Raw genomic sequence first — 20,040 nt, 5'->3', positions numbered from 1 at the left:
GCCCGCCTCCAGGCAGGCGGTTTTATCCGCAGGGAATGGGTTATTGCGGCTCCCACTCGGCCGGGAAGGTGACATAAAAGACCCTGGCAAAACTGGGGGAACCGAAAAAGATCTCGCTGCCCCGGGGAATGTGAATGACGTCACCGGGATTGCCGGTCACCATTTGGCTGCCTTTACGAATTTCCAGCTGCCCGTCAATGACAAAGTCGATTTCGTCATAATCCAGGGCCCACGGAAACGAGCCTTTTTCCCAGGTCATGAAACCGGCCGCCATGGGAGAGCCGTGGGCGCCGGTAATCACGTCTGCGAGCTGGATGTCCATTTCCGGCCGGCCGACGTCAACGGCAAATGGTTTCAGGTGAACCGAATCGGCTTTGACCAGCGTAATGGGGCTTCCGGGTCGGGTGTGCCGGCTTATCAGCGGCGGCAGCGACCGTCCATCCGACGGATCTCCCTCACGGTGTATCCGTATTCCCAGGCTCCGGGCAACGTCCATGGCTTCGGACGTGATCTTGTCGTCCGGAGCCAGCAGCAGATACCGGCAGTCCTGCGTTTTGGCAAGACGTCGGATATCGGCCCCCGTGAAATATTGACCCATAACGCTTTCCCCTGTTGCCTCTCCTTCCGACGGCTATGCTTTTCTGCCGAAACCGCCCTTGGTTTCCTTGGGCAGGATGATTTCCACATCGCCGTGAGGACGGGGGATCACGTGAACCGAAACCAGTTCGCCCACCCGTTTGGCCGCTGCGGCACCGGCATCGGTGGCCGCTTTGACCGCCCCCACATCGCCGCGCACCATGACGGTGACATATCCGCCACCGATATACTCACTGCCGATCAGATGAACGTTGGCGGCCTTGACCATTGCGTCGGCCGCCTCAATGGCACCGACCAGACCCTTGCTTTCGACCATTCCCAGAGCAATCATTTGAATGTCAACCATCGTGAACTTCTCCTTTTGTTTTGTGGCCTTGGTTATATTTTTTTGGGTCATGTCTTCTCCCCGTGACGGACCAGTTCCTCGATTACTGCCCGGACAATTGCCTTTAATTCAGCCGGATCCAGGTCATTGGCAACGGGTTGGACCATCGCCGCGCCGACCATTGCCTGGGCCGGCGGGGATTTGATCGGGTAAGCCAGGCGTTTGACGTTGAGCAGGTGGGTGGTTGTAATGTTATCGCCGCTGATGGCGCCGCCGATGCCTCCCGATCCCAAGGTCAAGGCGGGCATCAGTCCGGTGGTAATCCCCACCGATCCCAGGGTTCCCATGGTGTTCACCAGAAGGCGAAACACCGGTTTCTGGAGTCCGAATTCCATGATCACGCCTTCATCGGCGGCATGGATCACCAGGCTGTGCCCCCGCCCCCCGAAGCGGATCAGTTCGATGCAGCGGTCGCAGCCCGCTTGCCAGCCGTCGACTTCATACCAGCCCAGCACCGTGGTCAGTTTTTCAGCGGAGAGCGGTTCGTCCTTTCCCACCCGGCTTAAAGGGGCGACGATGATGCGGGTGGCTTCGGGGATGCGGATGTCGGCCATGCTGGCCAGCGTTTGCGGCGTCTGGCCCACGCTGCGCGGGTTGATGGCGCCATTGGGAAAAAAAAGCACCCGGCTCAGCGCCGCCGCCTGGGTCGGATTGACGAAACAGGCGCCCAGGCGCTCCATCTCGGCGCGCAGGCCTGCCGCAATGGGCCGGTCCGCCACCACGGCCTGCTCCGTGGCGCAGATCACCGAATTGTCGAAGGCTTTGCTGGAGACGATCAGGGATGCCGCCGATTTGACGTCGGCGCTGCGATCCACATAGCAGGGGACGTTTCCGGGACCGACCCCGTAGGCGGGTTTGCCCATGCTGTGGGCCGCCCGAACCATGTCCGATCCGCCCGTGGCCAGGATAACGGCGGTTTTTTCGTGCCGCATCAGTTCCTGGGTACCGGGAAGGGAAATGTGTGACATGCAGGACACCAGACCCGAGGGCATGCCCGCCGCCTCGCCGGCATCCACCATCAAACGCGTGGCTTCCAGGCAACACCGCCAGGACGACGGATGCGGGGCATTGACAATACCGTTGCGGGCCTTGACCGCAATCAGGGTGTTATGGATCAGGGTGGACGTCGGGTTGGTGCTGGGACTCAGCGCCGCCACCACCCCCATGGGCCATCCGATTTCGACGACGCCGCTGGTTTTGTCCTCGCGGATCACACCGACGGTTTTAACGGCTTTGATGGATTCCCAAACGCCCCGGCTGGCCAGTTGATTTTTCAGCGTTTTGTGCTGCGGGATGCCGAAGGTGGTCTCTTCGGTCGCCATGCACCCCAGTCGCTCGGCCGCCTGATACGCGGCATCGGCCATGGCTTTGCAGATTCGATCGACCTGCCCCTGGCTGAAATCGAGAAATTTCTCCTGCGCCGAGTAACAGTTTTCGATCAACCGTCGCGCTTCCTGGATCGATGTCAGGTCTTTATCGAAACCCTGGGTCATGCCATCTCCTTCTTGCTAAAGGACGATCGGGTTGTTGGCCACGTCTATTACCGCCTCGCGGAATGCGTCGCAGGCGGCCTTGCAGGCACTCTGACTGCCGGTCAGCAATCCACCGGAAAAGTTGGTTTCCGATGGCGGCTCGAACCACACCTTCATTTCCACATCGGCGGCTTTCAGGGCCGCGTCGAGGCCGAAAGTGGCCTCCAGGGGGCAGGCAATCAGGTAGGCCAACGGCTTGCCCCCGGCGATGCCGGCCAGGCCGGACAAATAGGATCCGGTGCGGGAGATCGTGTGGGCGAAAAAGGCATTGGACCCCGATTCATCGGCAGCGTAAAACCAGGCTTCATTTTCCGCGTAAGTCCGGGTTGCGGCCAATGCCGCACGCACCTCGGCCGGATCCGGTCCGGCGAAAATGGCGATGATCTCTCCGGACAGCGGCCCGGAGGCATGGGCTGAACCGGCATAGAACGATTTGGCATATACGACCTCGACATCGGCCATTTTCGTCCCCTCATCGATGGACACATACAGCGCATCGTCGATGGTGCAGGTGATCAGCCCCAGGCTGCGCTGGTCCGGACGCAGCTTCAGTTTCTGCGCCAGACCGCTGTCGACATTGGGGATAATCCTGACTGACAATATCTGCGGTTTTATCGGGTCCATGATGGCCATAAGGGATTTCCAGCAATCAATGCTTCCATTTTTTCATTCAGTGTGTCTGACCACAAGTGGTGGATCTTGGTTCAGGCCAAGGCCGCAGAGACTTTGAAACCGGAGGCGTAGCACCGCTACGTCGAGGATCTCAAAGGATCGAGAACGCCGGCCTGGGCCAAGAGACGCCGTTTGTGGACGAACACGTTACACCAGTTTGAGTTCAACCCCGCTCGCCTTATCCCTGATCATTCGCTGAATGAGCTGGACGGCATGGGCGCCGGCTTCCAGCGGGTTAAGCCCGCCTTCATAGATGTTGCAGATCGCGTCCCGGTTGGCGTCGGTCGATTCCGGCCGGGGGCGGTATCCCAGGTAAATGCTCATGCTCTGCGCCCGGGCAAGGCCCGGGCGCTCACCGATCAGAATGGCGCAAACCTTTGCGTCGACAATCCCATTTACGTCGTTGAGCAAGCCGACCCGGGCGTTTTTAACAAAAAAGGGTGTTCCCATGGACAGTCCTGCGCTGTTCAGGCCCTGTTGGAGAACGGGCATGATCTGCCGCAGGTTATGATCGATGGCTGCGCCGCTCAGACCATCGCCGACAAAGATCTGCACATCGGGGTTTTTGGTGCAGCGATCTCGCAACACCGCCTTGGCCGGCTCGGTCAGCTTGCGCCCCAGATCAGGACGTTTTAAATACATTTGGCGATCCGCGGCCTGGCTTTCGACGGAAAAGAGTCCCAGTTCCTCCAAAAGATTGGCGTCGACCTCGTGCATCAAGGCGTCCTGGGTGACGCCATGGTCGGCCAGGAAAAGGAGGCTGGCCGCCGTTCGCGGTCGCGGTCCACTCCGGCCGACGCCGATGCGGGCAGGGGTGGCCGCCATCAGTGCGCGCAGGCCGTCCGGGTTGATCGGATTTTCGATTCCGGGTCGTTGGCGTGCCGCCGGAAGGGTGGGGTCATCCAGATCAATCTGCAGGCCGTCTGAATCGGCCGTGCCGGCGGGCCGAGTGGCATCAACCGTTGTTGTTGCCCCTTCGGATGTTTGAATCTCTGCCAGAACGGCCTCTACGATGGCTTGAATGTCCAGGTCCTGCATGGCCTATATCCTAACCCGGATAAACCGGAAACAACGAATTATCGGCTCAGAAAAAATGACGGATCGCCGGCCTTTTCGGTAAGCACACCATCCTTCATGAGGCCCAGGTCAACCATCCACGCTTCAAACTCCGGCAGCGGACGCAACCCCAATGTCTGCCGCAGGGATGGGGCGTCGTGAAAGCTGGTGCACTGGTAGGCCAGCATGGCATCATCGCCCATGGGCACCCCCATGAAATAGTTGCAGCCGGCCGTGGTGAGCAGCACCGCCAGATTTTCAATGTCGTTCTGGGTGGCCCGGGCGTGGTTGGTATAGCAGGCGTCGCAGCCCATGGGGATGCCAGTCAGCTTGCCCATAAAATGGTCTTCCAGGCCGGCACGGGTGATCTGGATGGCGTCGTACAGATATTCCGGGCCGATAAACCCAACCACGGTGTTGACCTGATAGGGCTTCCAGCGTTTGGCCAGGCCATAAATCCGGGCTTCCAGAGTGAGCTGGTCCCAGCCGTTGTGGGCATTGGCTGAAAGGGCGGAACCCTGGCCCGACTCAAAGTACATGTAGTTGGGACCCGTCGGCCAGCAGTATTTTTGAGCCAGTTCATAGGCTTCGTCCATCATGCCCACATCGATGCCGAAGCTTTGATTGCCCAACTGAGAACCGGACAGGCTCTGGAACACCAGCCCTACCGGCGCCCCTTTTTTCATGGCCTGCATCTGGGTGGTCACATGGGACAGCAGGCAGTTCTGGGTGGGAATCTGCCAGGTCCGGATGATGTCGTAGGTCATATCCAGCAGTCGCGCCACACTGCTCAGGCTGTCATCCACCGGGTTGATGCCGATGACGCTGTCACCGGAACCGTAGGAAAGGCCTTCGTAGACGGCGGCGCGGATGCCTTCGGGGCTGTCTACGGGGTGATTGGGCTGGCAGCGGCTGGCCAGGGTGCCTGGCAATCCGGCGGTATTGACGCAGTGGGAAGTAACCCGGATTTTTTTGGCGGCGTAAATCAGGTCGAGATTGGACATCAGCTTGGCCACCGCCGCGACCATTTCACCGGTCAGGGCATTGCTCACGCGGCGGATCATTTCCGTCGTGGTGCTGTCCGCAAGCAGCCATTCCCTGAAATCACCCACCGTCCAGCCTTTGATCTCATCGTAAATCGTTTCGTTGACGGCGTCGTCGATCACCCGGGTGACGTCGTCCTGGTCATAAGGCACGGCCGGATTGGCCCGCAGCGTCTCCAGGGTGACCTCGGCCAGTACGTACTTGGCGGCCACCCGTTCGGCGATCGATGCGGCGGCCAGGCCGGCCAGTTCATCACCGGATTTGGGTTCGTTGGCCTTGCCCATGAGTTCGCGAACACTTCGGAATTCAATGGTCTTGCCAAATAGTTTGGTCCGCAGCAGCATAAACGCGTTTCCTTGATAGTGAACGGATTCATTGGGGAAAAAGAATAACCCATTCCCCTTAAACGCTTAATGGTAAAAGATCAGCGTTTTTACACTCAAGGGCACGGCCCGGCCATCCAGCACCGGGCGCCCGATATCGATATAATCACCCTCTTCGAGACCCACCTGGTCGATGACGAGTAACGGGCGGTCGGGAATCAGATTCTTCAAGGTCTGCCCCAGCACACGGGCATAGTCGTGCTCGATGATGATGATCAGCGGCTGGTCGGTTGCCAGGTGGGCGGTCGTGAAATCAGCCAGGCCCCCGGCCAACGCGGTCAAACCTGAAAAATCGAGGTTCCAGGACAACTCTAGGGCGATGGCAAACGGGGTGCCGGTCGGTTCGACGTCCCAACGGACCACCGCATCGCGGACTGCGGTCAATGCCTGCTGGCGCGACGGCGGGATCTGCAGCCATTGGGGGTGAACGACAGGTACATTTTTGATGGGCAGAATCGCTTCTTCGGCCCATATGGTGCTGCCGCTCAGCGTCACCGTCTGAGAACTGGCTCCCATCACCGTGGCCTGCAGGGTCTCCGGCGGCCTGCGGATATCGTATGGTTTCAGATCAGGGTGCAGACGGATCGATTCCGCCAGCAATGGTCCGATATCCCCGTGAACGGTCACCTCCTCAGGAGAACGGATGGGAATCGGGGAATAAATATAGTGCCCGATGCCGCCTGAAAAGAACACCGTGGTGTTTTTTCCCGATTCCGGGGACGGATCGGTCAGCATCAATTGCCGGGCCAACGGGCTGCATCGCCCTTCGATCAGTTCGACGGTCAGGTCGGCCATGCAACCCGTCAGCGCACGCAACTGTGTCAGACTGGGTGTGGACCCCACCTCGAGCGGGAGCCCCAGATGATCGATCATGATCCGGGCCGGTTCGGCGATATGCCGGATCTGCCCGCTGGCCCGGTCTATTTCCAGGACACGCCCGCCATAGTTCATCGCCGCGGCGGCAATCATCCGGCCCTGCCGGAAGATGGCGCTGTTTGCCGATCCTCCGCCGATATCCACATTGGTGACGGTGGTGAAATGTTCCCGGGAGAATGTCTCGGCCCCGGATCCTTTTCCGGAAATCATCGATTCCAGGTGCGGTCCGGCCACGGTGACCACAAAGTCTCCGGCCAGGGCTGAGAGTGCATCCAGGATCACGTCGGCGTTGCGTTTTTTGGCGGTTTCGCCGGTAATGATCACTGCGCCGGTCTCGACCTGTTCCGGAGAAATGCCGGCCTGTCGATATTCCCGGCGAAGAATCTGTTCAAGCGCGGATGCATCGATGACATCCGGCCCGGCCAGGGGCGTGAAATGCATCCTGCTGCGGTAGACCACCTCTTTATCGACGATGCTGGTCATGCGGGACAGGTTTATCGGCGACCTGGCCAGCGGCGTCGAACCGCCCATGATTCCCCCGGCCAGGGTCAATCTGGAAAAAACAACCTGCGTGGTTGTGGTACCCACGTCAATTCCGACGCTGAGCATCTCATAGTTGTCTTTGCCCATATTATCGACCCTTGCGAAAGGTCACCTTCCCGTTCGACTGCAACGTATCGACGATGGCCATGATGACATTGTCGACCGGCCGGTCGAGGGTGATATCCGTCTGGCGTGCCCCGGAGCCCTGGGTCACCAGCACCAGGTCTCCCTCACCGGCGTCCACCGCATCGACGGCAACCATGGGTTGGCCCACCGATTTGCCGGCCACGTCGGTTTCCTGAACAATCAGAAGTTTGCTGCCGACCAGCGATTCGTGCTTCATGGTCGCGACGACCAGTCCTGTTACCCGTGCGATGAGCATAACATGAATCCTCTATTCGTTGAGAAAAAAAGTCCGATGGTTCTCCGAATCCAAACTGTCGATTTATCCTGCACCGATGATCCAGCGGGCATTGTCGTCATCTATCGAGGTCATTTTCCAAAATACAGGTCAGGCAGCCACAGGGCGATCTGGGGAAACATGATGACAATGGCCAAACCTATAATCATGACCAGCACAAAGGGAACGATCGAGTTGTAAATATCCATCAGGGTTACCTCCGGCGGAGCCATGGCCTTCATGAGAAACAGGTTGTAGCCGAAGGGCGGGGTCATGTAGGCGATCTGGCAGGTGATCGTATAGAGGACGCCATACCAGATGGCGTCGAACCCCAGATTGATCACCAGGGGGACATACAGGGGGGCAACGATGATGAGCATTGCCGTATCGTCCAAAAACATGCCCATCAGGATGTAGGAGAGCTGCATCATGATCAGCACACCCCACGGGCTGAGTCCCCACCGGTCGAGAAACAGAGACTTGATCGCATGCACGGCGCCGAGGCCATCGAAGACGGCACCAAAGCAGAGGGCCGCCAGGATGACCCACATGAACATGCAGCTCACGCTCAGCGTATTGCGCAGGGTGTTTTCCAGCACCTTTCGGTTAAAGCGGCCCCTGACCACGGCGGCCAGGGTCGTTGCTGCCGCACCGGCTGCTGAACACTCGACAAGGCTGGTGATGCCCAGCAGAAAAAGCCCCGTCATGGAAAAAATGATCACCAGGGGTATGATGCCTGCCCGGAGCAGCCGGAACTTCTCCCCCCAGGTGATCTGCAGTCGTTCTTCCAGCGCCAGCGCCGGGCCCAGCTGCGGGTTCATTTTGCATCGAATCGTGATGTAGGCGATAAACAGGCCGGCCAGGAGGAGGCCGGGAAAAACGCCGGCCAGCCACAGCCGACCCACATTCTGCCGGGCGATCATGCCATAGAGAACCAGAACGACGCTGGGCGGAACCATTATGCCCAGGGAACTGCCTGCCTGGATGACACCGGTGACCATGACTTTGTCATACTTGCGCTTGAGCATTTCCGGCATGGCGATACTGGCGCCGATGGCCATGCCGGCGACACTCAGCCCGTTCATGGCCGCCACGGCGGTCATCAGGCCGATCGTTCCGATGGCCAGCCCCCCGTTGAGGGGGCCCATCCAGACATGGAACATGCGGTAGAGGTCGCTGGCGATGCCTGATTCCGAAAACATGTACCCCATATAGATGAACAATGGCAAGGTGAGCAGGGGGTACCAGTTCAACAGAACGAAGCTCGCATTGAAGGGCATCTCTATACCGCCCTCGCCCCACAGGAGCAGGGCGAACAGGGCGGCGACCCCTCCGATGGCCGCGAAGACGCGTTGCCCGGTGAGCAGCATGAGCAGCATCGAGGTGAATATCAGCAGGGCGATCAGTTCGTGGCTCATTATATCGACTCCCCTCTGGCCGTTGCCAAGTCCTTGAAGAATATGGCGATGGCCTGGAGCAGCATCAGGACGATGCCGATGGCCATGATGACCTTGATGGGAGCCAGCGGCGGCGCCCAGGAGGTGTAATTCACCTGACCGTATCTCAAGGCATATTCAACACTGGAAATGGCCCCATATAGCAGTATCACCAGATAGAAAACCAGGACGACGGCGGTAATCAGGTCGACTACCGCACGTGTCTTGGCCGACCAGCGGCCATAGAGAAGGTCCATTCTGACATGTCCTTCGAGAATCATGGAATAGCCACCGCCAAGCAGGTAATAGGCGGCCATGGTGAACTGGGCGATTTCAACGACCCATATGTGGGGTTGATTGAAAATCGTCCTGGAGAAGGACTCGAACAGCAACACGCCCATCATAACGAAGACCAGATACTGGGAGAATCTGCCGACCACCTTGTTCGTTGCGTCAACGGAGCGTACAAAGATTTTTATTGCTTTGGGCATAATGACCCCTCGGCTTGGGTATGCTGTTTTCAACACCCTTTTAAGGGGCGCCTTTCCTATCTGGATCCGCGTTGAAGACAGGAAAGGCGACCCTCTATTCCATAATAACAGAGGTTTGGTCCCCTGTTTCTTAATATCGGTAGGGGGGGCCGGCGGCTTCCATGGTTTTGGCGTATTCCTTGAGGATGCTGACCACTTTGGCATTCCTGGGGCTCTTGGCGGCAATCTCGTCCCAGTATTTCAGGGCGGCATCTTCCACGACCTTCCATTCGTCTTTGGGAATGGAGGTGAGTTCCAATTTGCCGCCCTTGGTGCGATAGTGCGCTTCACCCCACCAGTACCAATGCTGTCGGTAGTAGTGCGAACTGTCCATGGACAGCTTGAACAGCGTCTTGAGGTGTTCGGGCAGGGCCTCCCATTTCTTGGTGTTGGCAAAGTAAGAGCCCGCCCAGGCGCCGGATATGGGATTGGTCAGATAGTACTTGGTGACATCGGCCCAGCCGACCGTGTAATCCTCGGTGATGCCGGACCATGCCACCCCATCCAGTTCGCCGGTTTGCAGGGCCATCTGGACGTCTTCATACGGCAGGGACATGGGCACCACGCCGAACTGCTGCATGAACTTGCCCCCGGTGGGGAACATGTACATTCTCAGCCCCTTGAAATCCTCCATGTGCCGGATCGGCTTGCGGGTGGCAAAATTGCAGGGGTCCCAGGCCCCCATGCTCAGCCAGGTGACTTCCGGAACTTCGGCGTAGGCCTCCTCCCAGATCTTGTTGAGCCCGTACCAATTCCACAGCACGGGAACATCAAGCGAGTAGCGTGACGCAAAGGGGAAGTAGGCGGCAAATACAGATACATCGACAGGTGCCGCAATCGAGTCGTCGTCACTCTGAACGGCGTCAATGGTTCCCTTGGAGACGGCCCGGAACAGCTCGCCGTGGGGCACCAGTTGATCGGCATTGTACAACTCGATGATCATTTCTCCATTGGCCGCTTTATTAAACGCGTCGATGGACGGTTTAATGACATGTTCGGCCAGGGCCGGACCGGCATAGGTCTGCATCCGCCACTTGATGGTCGTTTTCTTTGCCGCATGCACAAATGGTGCGTTTATCGCTGTGGCTGCCACGGCCGCGGTTCCAACTCCTGCCTTTTTAATAAAATCACGTCTTTTCATTCGACCTGACTCCTTTCATGGGGTTTGGGTTAGCGTCCACTCTTATTTTTGTTTAAGACCAGCAGTCCCACATCAAATCAGCATACCGGCGACAGAACAACTATCGCAACGGACATGCCATTCGCCACAAAAATAAAAAATATGTATTTATAACAATGGATTAAATTGTAATCGATCAATACCGCATTTTAACCAAAAAGGACAATTATGCAGCTTTAGATTCTATAAATTACAATATGAGGATTTTGAAACGAAACTCGATTGATCTATATCGACTAATGGGCACCCGTCAGATTGATTTTTGAGGGCGCTGAGCCCATGTACAAAAGGAACGATATGCATTTCGTTTCGCTGTCATGGAACTTAACGAGATAAGTGGCTAACGCTTGGTCGAATGCATCAGCTGGCAGCCATCGATTGCCGTTGACTGATTTAAATTATCATACACCTATTCCAGTCTGATGTCGATCTCTCATTGAAACGACGGGGAAAAACCCTGAAGACTGAGAGAATTGATTATTTGCCCATAATATCCGACCGACGAACATGAAATCCAGCCGGTTCGTGAATTACTCCTTTCCTGAAGGTAAAATTCACCATCTCTTGCAAGCGCCCTAAAGTTCAAGGGCGGCCAGGAATCCGCCGTGGATGGCATCGCTGAGTTTGCCGGGTCTGATCCCATCGCCAACGACGGTATGGGAGATCCCGGCATCGGCCAGGGCCTTCGCTAGATGATCTTCCGACCGGGAACCGGATGCCAGGACGACGCTGTCGAACCGGCCGGATTGTGTCCTGCCATCCTGCTCCCAGATCAATTCGCTCCCGTCAATGGACAGCACCGCGGCACCGGTTTTGACTTCAACACCGTATCGCTTGAGCCGATCCATGAGGATCCAGCGGGTCGACTTGCCGACATCCCTGCCTGCCTTGTCGAGCATTTCAAAAACAGTGACCGACGAGGTGCCGGCAAACATCAGTTCCTTGAGCCTCTCCGGGGGTATGGCATCGAAGGCCATCAGGAAGTGGAGCACCTCCGGGGTCAGAGTGCCCTTGGCGGCCACAAATAGAGCGGTCTCCAGGCCTACGGCCCCGCCGCCGATGACGGCCACCTGTTTTCCCAGCATGGGGTTGTCCTTGAGCACCTGCCAGGCGTTGAGCACTTCCGGACCCTCGGCACCGGGGATGGGGGGGATCAGCGCCCGGGCGCCTTCTGCCACGATGACATGGTCAGGTGCATTTTTACGGATCAACTTCATGTCCACCACGGTGTTCAGGTGCATGGGGATCCGGTAGCGGTTGACCATGGCCCGGTAGTAGCGGATGAACTCGAGCAGCTCGTGTTTGTGGGGTGGAGCACCGGCAATCCACAACTGGCCGCCCATGTCGCTGTCCCTTTCAAAAATCTCCACCCGGTGGCCTCTTTCAGCAGCGGTGACGGCCGCCTCCAGACCGGCGGCGCCGGCGCCGACCACCATGATTGTTTTGGGTGAATCGGCGGGAAGAATTTCCCGCTCCGCTTCGAACCCTGCCCGCGGATTGCCCACGCAATAAACCGGCCTGCCGCTGAAGATCTCGTCCGTGCAGCCCTGGGAGCAGGCCACGCAGGGGCGGATTTCGTTCGCACGCCCCTCGAAGGCCTTGGCCGGCCACCGGGGATCGGCAATGAGTACCCGGCCCAGGTTGACCATGTCCGCGTATCCGTCGCGCAGGATCCGCTCCGCATCGCCTGGGGAGGCGATGCGGTTGGAGGCCATCACCGGTACGCTGACGGCGTTTTTAATCTTGAGGGCCAGAAAGGCGTAAGCGGTCCGGGGAAGCTCCATGGGCAGCTGGGGCACCCGGGATTCATGCCAGCCGCCGGTGACGTTGATCGCATCCACGCCGGCGGCCTGGTAGGCGGCGGCGATTTTCGGCGTCTCGGTATTCGTATTGCTGCCCGGAACAAAATCGTTGCCGGCCATGCGGATAGTCAGCGGCACGTCCGGGCCGATGGCATCTCTCACTCTGGTGATGAGTTCCATGGGAAAGCGCAGCCGGTTCTCGAAGCTGCCGCCATATGGGTCCGTGCGCCGGTTTTTTAATGGCGAGAGAAACTGGGTGATGAGGTAGCCGGCGCTGCCGATGATCTCCACGCCGTCGAAACCGGCTGCCACAGCCCGACGGGCGGCGGCGGCAAAGGCCTCCTGAACCTGGTGGATCTCCTCGATCGTCATTTCCCTGGGGATGGCCTTGGAATATTTCGAGTATACGGCGGACGGGGCGATGGGGTCCTTGCCGTCGATAAGAAACGGGTGGGAATAGGCTCCGGCATGAAAAAGCTGGATCCAGGCCCGGGCTCCCTCCTCTTTGATGATGGCGGCAACTTTGGTGAAGTCGGGTATGGCCTCGTCTCCGGCGATGGACAGGGCCAGGATTCCCGAACCCAGAAAGTCCACACCCACCGGCCCCACGGTGACGATGCCGACACCGCCTCTGGCCCGCTCCCGGAAGAAATGATAGTAGCGGTCGTTGAGCTTGCTGTCGTAGGAGAAGAGAAGCCCCAGGGAAGGGTAGGCGATGCGGTTCTTGATTTCAAGCCGGTTGATGGTGATGGGGCTGAAGAGATAGCGGTACATGTTTCCTCCCGACGGTGCTGGTTGATGGGGGTTGGCAGGTGTCCCCGGCAGAGTAACGGGTTGATGTTGAGCAATAATCATGTAAACGTGCAGAATGTCAGTCGGTCACTTCCCGGCTCCCAGATCATGACAAACCCTGAAGTCAGGGCACCGCAGGTGACGATGCAGGGCCGGTGGTCGGCCAGTTCGATGACAAGGCCCGCAGCCGGGGAGAAGAACCGGATCTCCTTTCCCCTGCGGCTGATTATTTCCGGTTTGTGGCTGTGCCCGCGAAACAGCAGCCCATCGGGGTTCTGCCTGAAAAAGTCCGCGGCTTCGCGTTGGCCCATTGCTCCGATTATGGCCGAAAGCCCCAGGCGCCGCACAAAGGGACGGGAGTGGGCCAGCTTCGCGCTACCGACGGAAAGGCAGAGGGGAAGATTTTCCAGGAAAGCAATCGTTTCCCTCCGGATGCCGCGGTCCGACCGTCCCCATGCATCGGCAGCCAGGGTGTGGTCGTTGTTGCCCTTGACGGCGACGATGCCGTGATTTTTCACCTGCACCACGCAGTCATCGGCGGTCTTCGGCAAGGTAGAGTCGCAGATGTCCCCCAGGTGGTAAAGGGATGTGCAGGCCCGCTGCCTTAGAAAAACAGCACCGCAGGCGATGGCCTCGGGGTTGCCGTGGCTGTCGGCCATGATGCCGATTTTTTCATTTGTTTTTTCAAGCATTTACTGTACGGTTCGTTTTTGATCAATCCTAACTCTTGGCTTCATCCCGGCCCACTCCTATCAAGGGGCGAGGGAGTCATAGAATGTTGTTTTTCCCACAAGGCACCAGGAGCCTTTCAAAGGGAGGATTTCAGACAACCCCTTTTTCCCGCAGCGCCTTGATTTCTGCCTCACCGTAGCCCAGCTCGTCGAGGACCCGGTCCGTGTCCGCTCCGAAGGCCACCGGTGCGGTGCGCAGGGATCCCGGTGTTTCACTCAGCCGTACCGGAACACCTAAATCGGGTGTCGTCTGATTCGTTGTCGACACCATTTCACGCCCCTTGAACAGCGGGTCCTGCATGGCTTCGGCAACGGTTCGGATCGGTGCTACGCAGACATCAAGTCCCCGGAATTCGTTTTCCCATTCGTCGAGCGGTTTCTGTCTGAACCGCTCTCGCATGAAGGCGATGATCTCCTCCCGTCGGGTTTCGTCGTACTGCAGCGGGCCGTACTCAGGTTTTCCCAGGCGCTGACACAGGTTCTGCCAGAAGTGATTCTCCACCGCCCCCACGGAGAGGTAGCGGCCGTCTGCGGTTTCGTAAGTGTTGTAGCAGGCGTAGCGATGGGAGAGAAAGGTTTCCCCACGCTTCTGCTCGGTGCCGAACAGGGCCTGGAAAAACTGCACCGTGGGCAGCAGGCCCAGCATGCCGTCGGTCATGGAGATGTCGATATGCTGGCCTTTTCCGGAGCGTTCCCGGTGGAACAGGGCCATGACGATGCCCAGGGCGCCGTTCATGCCGCCGCCGACCAGGTCCGCCATCTGGATGCCGGGAATGGACGGCGCCCGGCCTTTTTCACCCATCAGGTCCAGCAGGCCCGCGCGGCTCAGGTAGTTGACATCGTGACCGGCCGCATGACGCATCGGGCCGGTCTGGCCGTAGCCGGTGATCGAGCAGTAGACAATCTTCGGGTTCACCCGGCTCACGGCGGTGTAATCCACCCCCAGTCGGGTCACCACTCCCGGCCGAAACCCCTCCACCACCACGTCCGCATCGGAAACCAGTTTAAAAAAAATCTCCCTGCCGGCATCGGACTTCAGTTCCAGGGTCATGTGGGATTTGTTGCGGTAGACCGGAAAGACGTATTCACCACGGTCCCGATAGCGCGGGTCCTCCACGGCGATGACCCGGGCACCGTGATCGGCCAGGATCATGGTGCAATAGGGCCCCGGAAGCAGCCGGGACAGGTCGATGACGGTGATGCCCGACAGGGCGCCAATATGGCTCATAGCTGAAAGGTCAAAGTTTAAAGGTGAAAGATCGAAGGTATAAGGTCAAGGGTCGAAGCTTAGAAAACCAACGTTTGCCGGTTGGCACGAATTACAGGCCCATGAACTTGGCGGCAATACCCTTCATGATCTCGTTGGTGCCGGCGAAGATCGACATCACCCGTACGTCACGCCATGCGCGCACCAACGGGCAGGATTCGACGGTGCCGAAATTACCCAGGATGCTCAAGGCGCGGTCCGCCGTACGGTTGGCCAGGTCTGTGGTCCAGAACTTGGCCATGGAGGTCTCGATGACGATGTTTTTCTTCTCGATGTGGTCGGCCACCAGCTTGTCCACGAAGGTGCGCCCGACCTTCACATCGGCGGCCATCTCCACCAGTTCGAACTGGACCGCCTGGGATTTGGACAGGGGACGGCCGCCGCGGTTGTTTTTGCGGCAGAAGTCCATGGCCCACTCCAGAATGCGTTCGGCCCCGCATACCGCCCCCAGCGCACAGGTCAGGCGCTCCTGCTGGAGTTTTTCCATGAGCATCAGAAAGCCCATCCCCTTTTCACCCAGCCGGTTTCCCACGGGGATGCGGCAGTTGCTGAAAAAGAGCTCGGCGGTGTCCTGACTGTGCCAGCCCATCTTGTCCAGCTTCCGCCCGCGGGTAAACCCCTGGGTGCCGTCTTCGACCACGTAGAGGGACACCGCTTCGTATTTGTTCTCCACGGCCGGGTCCTTTGCGGCGAACACCAGCAGGTCGCAGTTGATGCCGTTGGAGATGAAGGTCTTGGATCCGTTGACCACCACGATGTCCCCCTCTTCCTCTGCCGTGGTCTTCATCCCGGCCAGGTCACTGCCCGCATCCGGCTCGGTCATGCCCACCGCTGTGATGCATTCGCCGGAGACGCATCCGGGGAGGTATTTTTGCTTCAATGCCTCGCTGCCGTATGTCTCGATGTAGGGAACCACCACATCGCTATGCAGGGCGGCGGCCAAGCCCGTGTGGGCGGTGCGGGAAAGCTCTTCGGTCACGATCACCGAGTAGCGGAAGTCGCCGCCAAGCCCCCCGTATGCCGGGTCCACGGTCGGGCACAGGAAGCCTCCCGCTCCCATCTTGCGCCAGATGGACTTGGGGACGATATGATCCTCCTCCCAGCGATCCACACGCGGAATGACGTCGGTTTCACAAAATGCTTTCAGGCGCTGCCTGAAATCCTCATGCTTCGGCGTGTAGTTTAAAATTTCCATATTGGCCCTCAGCTCCCGTATCTGCCGATGATGGAGATGCTGCAGATGTTCTGGAACGGGAATCCCCCCAGGTTGTGGGTGAGTCCGAAGCGCGGGTCCTTGAGCTGCCGTTCACCGGCCCGACCCAGCAGCTGCAGGTACATTTCGTAGAGCATGCGCAGGCCCGAAGCGCCGATGGGGTGGCCGAAACACTTGAGCCCCCCGTCCACCTGGCAGGGCACGCCGCCGTCCAGGTCGTAGAAGCCATCCATCACATCGCGAACGGCCTGGCCCCGGGCCGAGATGTGCAGGTCCTCGTAGGTGACCAGTTCGGTGATGGAGAAGCAGTCGTGGACCTCCATCATGCTGATCTCTTCCCGGGGATCCGTGATGCCCGCCTCGGCGTAGGCCTTTTTGCTGCACGTGGTGGTGGTCATGAAATGGTCGCCGTCCCACTCGTTGTAGCCCATTTCCTCACCGGAACTCAGGGCCAGCTGTAGGGCTTTCACCGAAACGATGTCGGCCTTGCCCAGGCTCCTGGCGATTTCCGGCGTGGTGACGATGGCGCAGGCCGACCCGTCGCTGACCCCGCAGCAGTCGAAGAGCCCCAGGGGGTGGGCGATGATGGGCGCCGCCATGACCTGCTCCTCACTGACTTTTTTTCTCAGGTGGGCCTTGGGGTTGAGCAGCCCGTTGTCGTGGCTTTTGACGGACACGTGGGCCATGGCCCGTTTCAGGTCGATATCCTTGACCCGGTATTTGGCTGCATAAGCGCTGGCCAGCTGGGCGAAAGAGCCCGGGGCGGTGAGGTTGGGCCACCACTGCCAGACCAGCGTACCGGCACTGGAACCGAAGTTGGGCAGGCCGCCGTAGCCGGTGTCCTTGAGCTTTTCCACACCCAGGGCCAGGCAGATGTCGTAAGCCCCGGACGCCACGCCGTAAACCGCACCCCTGAACGCCTCGGTGCCGGTAGCGCAATAGTTCTCCACCCGGGTCACCGGGATCATGGGCAGCCGCAGGGTGGTGGACAAGGGCATGGCGGTCTTGCCCACGTTGATTTCCTCCAGGCACGAACCGAACCAGGCGGCATCGATCTCCTTTTTTTCGATGCCGGCATCGGCCAGGCACTCTTCGAAGGCCTCCACCATCAGCTCTTCAGCCCCCATGTCCCAGCGTTCGCCGAACCGGGTGCACCCCATGCCGATGATTGCTACTTTGTCCTTGATTCCTGTTGCCATGGTTCCTCCTTTATTGGACAGAGGTCATCAGGTCCATAAGAGCTGAAGTCAAGTCCGGAAGCGGTTTGGAATCCTCCATGGCGTTGATCCGGTCCCAGTTCTCGTGAATCTGTTCAGGCGTGGGCGGATGTTCCAGGTCGCCGAGCAGGGTTCCCGGCCCGGTCATGACGGCGGCCCGGTTCACGAACCCCATGCCCGTATTATAGATCGCGCCCGTCCCGGTGCAGCGATCGCTGCACAGGTAGACCACCAGTGGGGCAACCAGCTCCGGTTTCATCTTTGAGAACATTTCCGGCGGCAGGATGTCTTCAGTGAGCCGGGAAGCCGCCAAGGGTGCCACGGTGTTGACCTTGATATCGGATTTGGCACCCTCCAGCTTCAAGGTGTTCATCATCCCCACCAGGGCCATCTTAGCCGCCGAGTAGTTGGTCTGGCCGAAGTTGCCGTAGAGTCCGGCCGCCGAAGTGGTCATGACGATCCGTCCGTAACCCTTCTCCTTCATAGCGGCAAAGGCCGGCCGGGTGACGTTGTAGGCGCCGTTGAGGTGGACGGCCATGACGGCGTCCCAGTTCTCCGGCTCCATCTTGGTGAAGCTCTTGTCCCGCAGGATGCCGGCGTTGTTGATCAGGATGTCCACGGTGCCGAAGGCTTCCAGGGCGGTTTTAATGATGTTCTCGCCGCCTTCGACGGTGGCCACGTTGTCGTAGTTGGCCACGGCCTGGCCGCCCGCCGCCTGGATCTCTTCCACCACCCGGTCCGCCGGTGAACGGTCACCGCTGCCCGCGCCGTCGCGGGCGCCGCCGAAATCGTTGACCACCACCCGGGCCCCCCGGCCGGCCAATTCCAGGGCGTATGCGCGACCCAGCCCACCGCCGGCACCGGTGATCACGGCGACCTGGCCGTCGAAGCGGATCCGGTTCATCAGTTCCCTGGCTCCGGGAACCGGTGCGGCCTTCCAGAAGTAGTTGACGAAGCCCCGCTCGCGGTCCTCGCTGCGTTTGCGAAAGACCATGCGCATGGGCAGGCCGACTTTCAGATCATCCATCTGGCAGTCGGTGAAATCGGCCATAAAGCGCCCGCCGCCGTCGAACTGAATCATGCCGTAGCAGTGGGGCGGGTCCACGGAGACGGCCAGCAGGTCCGCCGTGAAGGTCTTGATTGTAACCGGAACGTCGGCAAATTCATAATCCAGTTGGGTCCGCAGGGCCCCGCATCCCGGATTGACGCAGATGTCCATTTTGGGAAACTGGGCGGTGCCGCACGCCTGGCAGCGCCCGCCCACCAGCCCTAAAATCATCTGCCGCTTGCGCCACAGGGCGGTCATGGCCGTCTGGGTGGGGGCCTCGGCGCGGATGCCCATCTCGGTTTGGATCAGATCCCGGAACTTGAGAAACTTCGGATAATTGTCGATGGTCTTCTTGTTTTCCAGACACCCTTTGACTCCATTGCGGCCCTTCAGGTCGAGAATTTTTTCGGTAACCTTGAAATAGAGGGCGTTGCATCCCTGGCCGAAACCGGCCACCAGGATCCGGTTTCCGGGACTGGCCGTTTCCAGCGCAGCGGACAACATGAGCAGGCTGTGCGCCGTGCCGGTCTCCCCGCAGACCTCATGCAGGTTGTCCGCCACCTTGTCTTTACCGGCCCCCAACAGCGCGGCAATTTTACGGTGCTCGGCCTTGAAGAAGCAGGGAAACACCAGTTGGTCCACGTCGTCCATGGTGATGCCCAGCTTGTCCATAAGCCCGTTCACGGCCTCCGGGATGATCTTGGCATAGCCTTCGTCGCGGGCCCAGCGCTCTTCCCACATGTAGTCATATTTTTTCCCGGTGCCCCGGTAGTGGTCCACGAAATCGTAGGAAACCGAATGGCTGCCCAGAAATTCGGCGATGACGTTCTCGTCACCCACGCACAGGGCGGCGGCGCCGTCTCCGAACCACATTTCGTAGAAATAAGCCGCCCGGGTCTCACGGCGGTCGGCAGCGGCCACCAGGACCTGATGCCGGTCGCCGGCTTTGACCGCATCCAGGGCGGTGATCAGGGCGCCGGATCCCGCCTTCTGGGAGGCGGTGAAATCCGCAGTGATGATGTCGCTCCTCAAATTCAGGGCCGTGGCCACGATGCCGGCATTCTGGCGGTCGGCAAAGGGCAGGGTGGTGGAAGCCAGGTAAAGGCCGTCGACCTGTGATTTGTCCATGCCCGTCAGGCAGTCCCTGGAGGCGGCCACGGCCATGGTGAGGCTGTCTTCGTCCCAGTTGCACATGGACCGCTCGCCCTGGGCCACCATGACCACAGCCGGGGCGAACCAGCCCATGCTCTGGAAAATGGACATCCGGTCCAGCCGGAGTCGGGGAATGTAGGCGCCGTAAGCGGTAATTCCAACCATATCTACTCCTTATCTATGG

17 protein-coding genes are annotated in these 20,040 nt (G+C 59.3%); all 17 read right to left on the bottom strand.

Going from position 1 to position 20,040, the window contains the following annotated elements; translation table 11 throughout:
• Positions 1-40 precede the first annotated feature (40 nt).
• The 17 genes from ACHZBS_RS03175 to ACHZBS_RS03095 all read right to left on the bottom strand — a co-directional run bounded on the left by ACHZBS_RS03175 (position 41) and on the right by ACHZBS_RS03095 (position 20,021).
• Positions 41-598 carry a cupin domain-containing protein gene (locus ACHZBS_RS03175; protein WP_319405084.1) on the bottom strand — a complete coding sequence of 186 codons (558 nt, stop codon included), beginning with the start codon at positions 596-598 and terminating at the stop codon, positions 41-43.
• A 33-nt stretch (positions 599-631) separates the two neighbouring features.
• Positions 632-934 (bottom strand): ethanolamine utilization microcompartment protein EutM, encoded by a 303-nt coding sequence (gene eutM / locus ACHZBS_RS03170; RefSeq protein ID WP_319409057.1) that lies wholly within the window; start codon positions 932-934, stop codon positions 632-634.
• A 56-nt stretch (positions 935-990) separates the two neighbouring features.
• Positions 991-2,475 carry an aldehyde dehydrogenase family protein gene (locus tag ACHZBS_RS03165; protein ID WP_319405083.1) on the bottom strand — a complete coding sequence of 495 codons (1,485 nt, stop codon included), beginning with the start codon at positions 2,473-2,475 and terminating at the stop codon, positions 991-993.
• 15 nt (positions 2,476-2,490) lie between these two features.
• A complete protein-coding gene (gene eutL / locus ACHZBS_RS03160; protein WP_319405082.1) occupies positions 2,491-3,147 on the bottom strand; it encodes an ethanolamine utilization microcompartment protein EutL in 657 nt (218 codons plus the stop codon).
• A gap of 186 nt (positions 3,148-3,333) precedes the next feature.
• Positions 3,334-4,224 carry an ethanolamine ammonia-lyase subunit EutC gene (gene eutC / locus ACHZBS_RS03155; RefSeq protein ID WP_319405081.1) on the bottom strand — a complete coding sequence of 297 codons (891 nt, stop codon included), beginning with the start codon at positions 4,222-4,224 and terminating at the stop codon, positions 3,334-3,336.
• Positions 4,225-4,262: 38 nt separating this feature from the next.
• Complete coding sequence (locus ACHZBS_RS03150; protein WP_319405080.1) at positions 4,263-5,630, bottom strand: ethanolamine ammonia-lyase subunit EutB; 1,368 nt, start codon at positions 5,628-5,630, stop codon at positions 4,263-4,265.
• Positions 5,631-5,696: 66 nt separating this feature from the next.
• Positions 5,697-7,175 (bottom strand): ethanolamine ammonia-lyase reactivating factor EutA, encoded by a 1,479-nt coding sequence (locus tag ACHZBS_RS03145; protein WP_319405079.1) that lies wholly within the window; start codon positions 7,173-7,175, stop codon positions 5,697-5,699.
• A gap of 1 nt (position 7,176) precedes the next feature.
• On the bottom strand, positions 7,177-7,470 hold the full coding sequence (locus ACHZBS_RS03140) for a EutN/CcmL family microcompartment protein (protein ID WP_319405078.1): 294 nt from the start codon (positions 7,468-7,470) through the stop codon (positions 7,177-7,179).
• A 110-nt stretch (positions 7,471-7,580) separates the two neighbouring features.
• Positions 7,581-8,906 (bottom strand): TRAP transporter large permease subunit, encoded by a 1,326-nt coding sequence (locus tag ACHZBS_RS03135; RefSeq protein ID WP_319405077.1) that lies wholly within the window; start codon positions 8,904-8,906, stop codon positions 7,581-7,583.
• Positions 8,906-9,415, bottom strand: a complete 510-nt coding sequence (locus tag ACHZBS_RS03130) for a TRAP transporter small permease subunit (RefSeq protein WP_319405076.1) — start codon at positions 9,413-9,415, stop codon at positions 8,906-8,908. Before ACHZBS_RS03130 ends, ACHZBS_RS03135 begins: the two co-directional genes overlap by 1 nt.
• A 130-nt stretch (positions 9,416-9,545) precedes the next feature.
• Positions 9,546-10,595, bottom strand: coding sequence for a TRAP transporter substrate-binding protein (locus tag ACHZBS_RS03125; RefSeq protein ID WP_319405075.1), 1,050 nt, complete (start codon positions 10,593-10,595; stop codon positions 9,546-9,548).
• A gap of 614 nt (positions 10,596-11,209) precedes the next feature.
• A complete protein-coding gene (locus tag ACHZBS_RS03120; protein ID WP_319405074.1) occupies positions 11,210-13,210 on the bottom strand; it encodes an FAD-dependent oxidoreductase in 2,001 nt (666 codons plus the stop codon).
• A 77-nt stretch (positions 13,211-13,287) separates the two neighbouring features.
• Positions 13,288-13,920: a metallophosphoesterase family protein gene (locus ACHZBS_RS03115; RefSeq protein ID WP_319405073.1), complete on the bottom strand. Its 633-nt coding sequence runs from the start codon at positions 13,918-13,920 to the stop codon at positions 13,288-13,290.
• Between the two features lie 130 nt (positions 13,921-14,050).
• Positions 14,051-15,187 carry a CaiB/BaiF CoA-transferase family protein gene (locus ACHZBS_RS03110; RefSeq protein ID WP_319405072.1) on the bottom strand — a complete coding sequence of 379 codons (1,137 nt, stop codon included), beginning with the start codon at positions 15,185-15,187 and terminating at the stop codon, positions 14,051-14,053.
• Positions 15,188-15,278: 91 nt separating this feature from the next.
• A complete protein-coding gene (locus ACHZBS_RS03105; protein WP_319405071.1) occupies positions 15,279-16,421 on the bottom strand; it encodes an acyl-CoA dehydrogenase family protein in 1,143 nt (380 codons plus the stop codon).
• An 8-nt stretch (positions 16,422-16,429) separates the two neighbouring features.
• Positions 16,430-17,638 carry an acetyl-CoA acetyltransferase gene (locus ACHZBS_RS03100; protein ID WP_319405070.1) on the bottom strand — a complete coding sequence of 403 codons (1,209 nt, stop codon included), beginning with the start codon at positions 17,636-17,638 and terminating at the stop codon, positions 16,430-16,432.
• Between the two features lie 10 nt (positions 17,639-17,648).
• A complete protein-coding gene (locus ACHZBS_RS03095; RefSeq protein ID WP_319405069.1) occupies positions 17,649-20,021 on the bottom strand; it encodes an SDR family NAD(P)-dependent oxidoreductase in 2,373 nt (790 codons plus the stop codon).
• Between the last annotated feature and the right edge of the window lie 19 nt (positions 20,022-20,040).

This window comes from uncultured Desulfosarcina sp. (genome assembly GCF_963664155.2).
GTDB lineage: Bacteria > Desulfobacterota > Desulfobacteria > Desulfobacterales > Desulfosarcinaceae > Desulfosarcina.
This window is presented reverse-complemented; position numbering and strand designations above follow the sequence as displayed.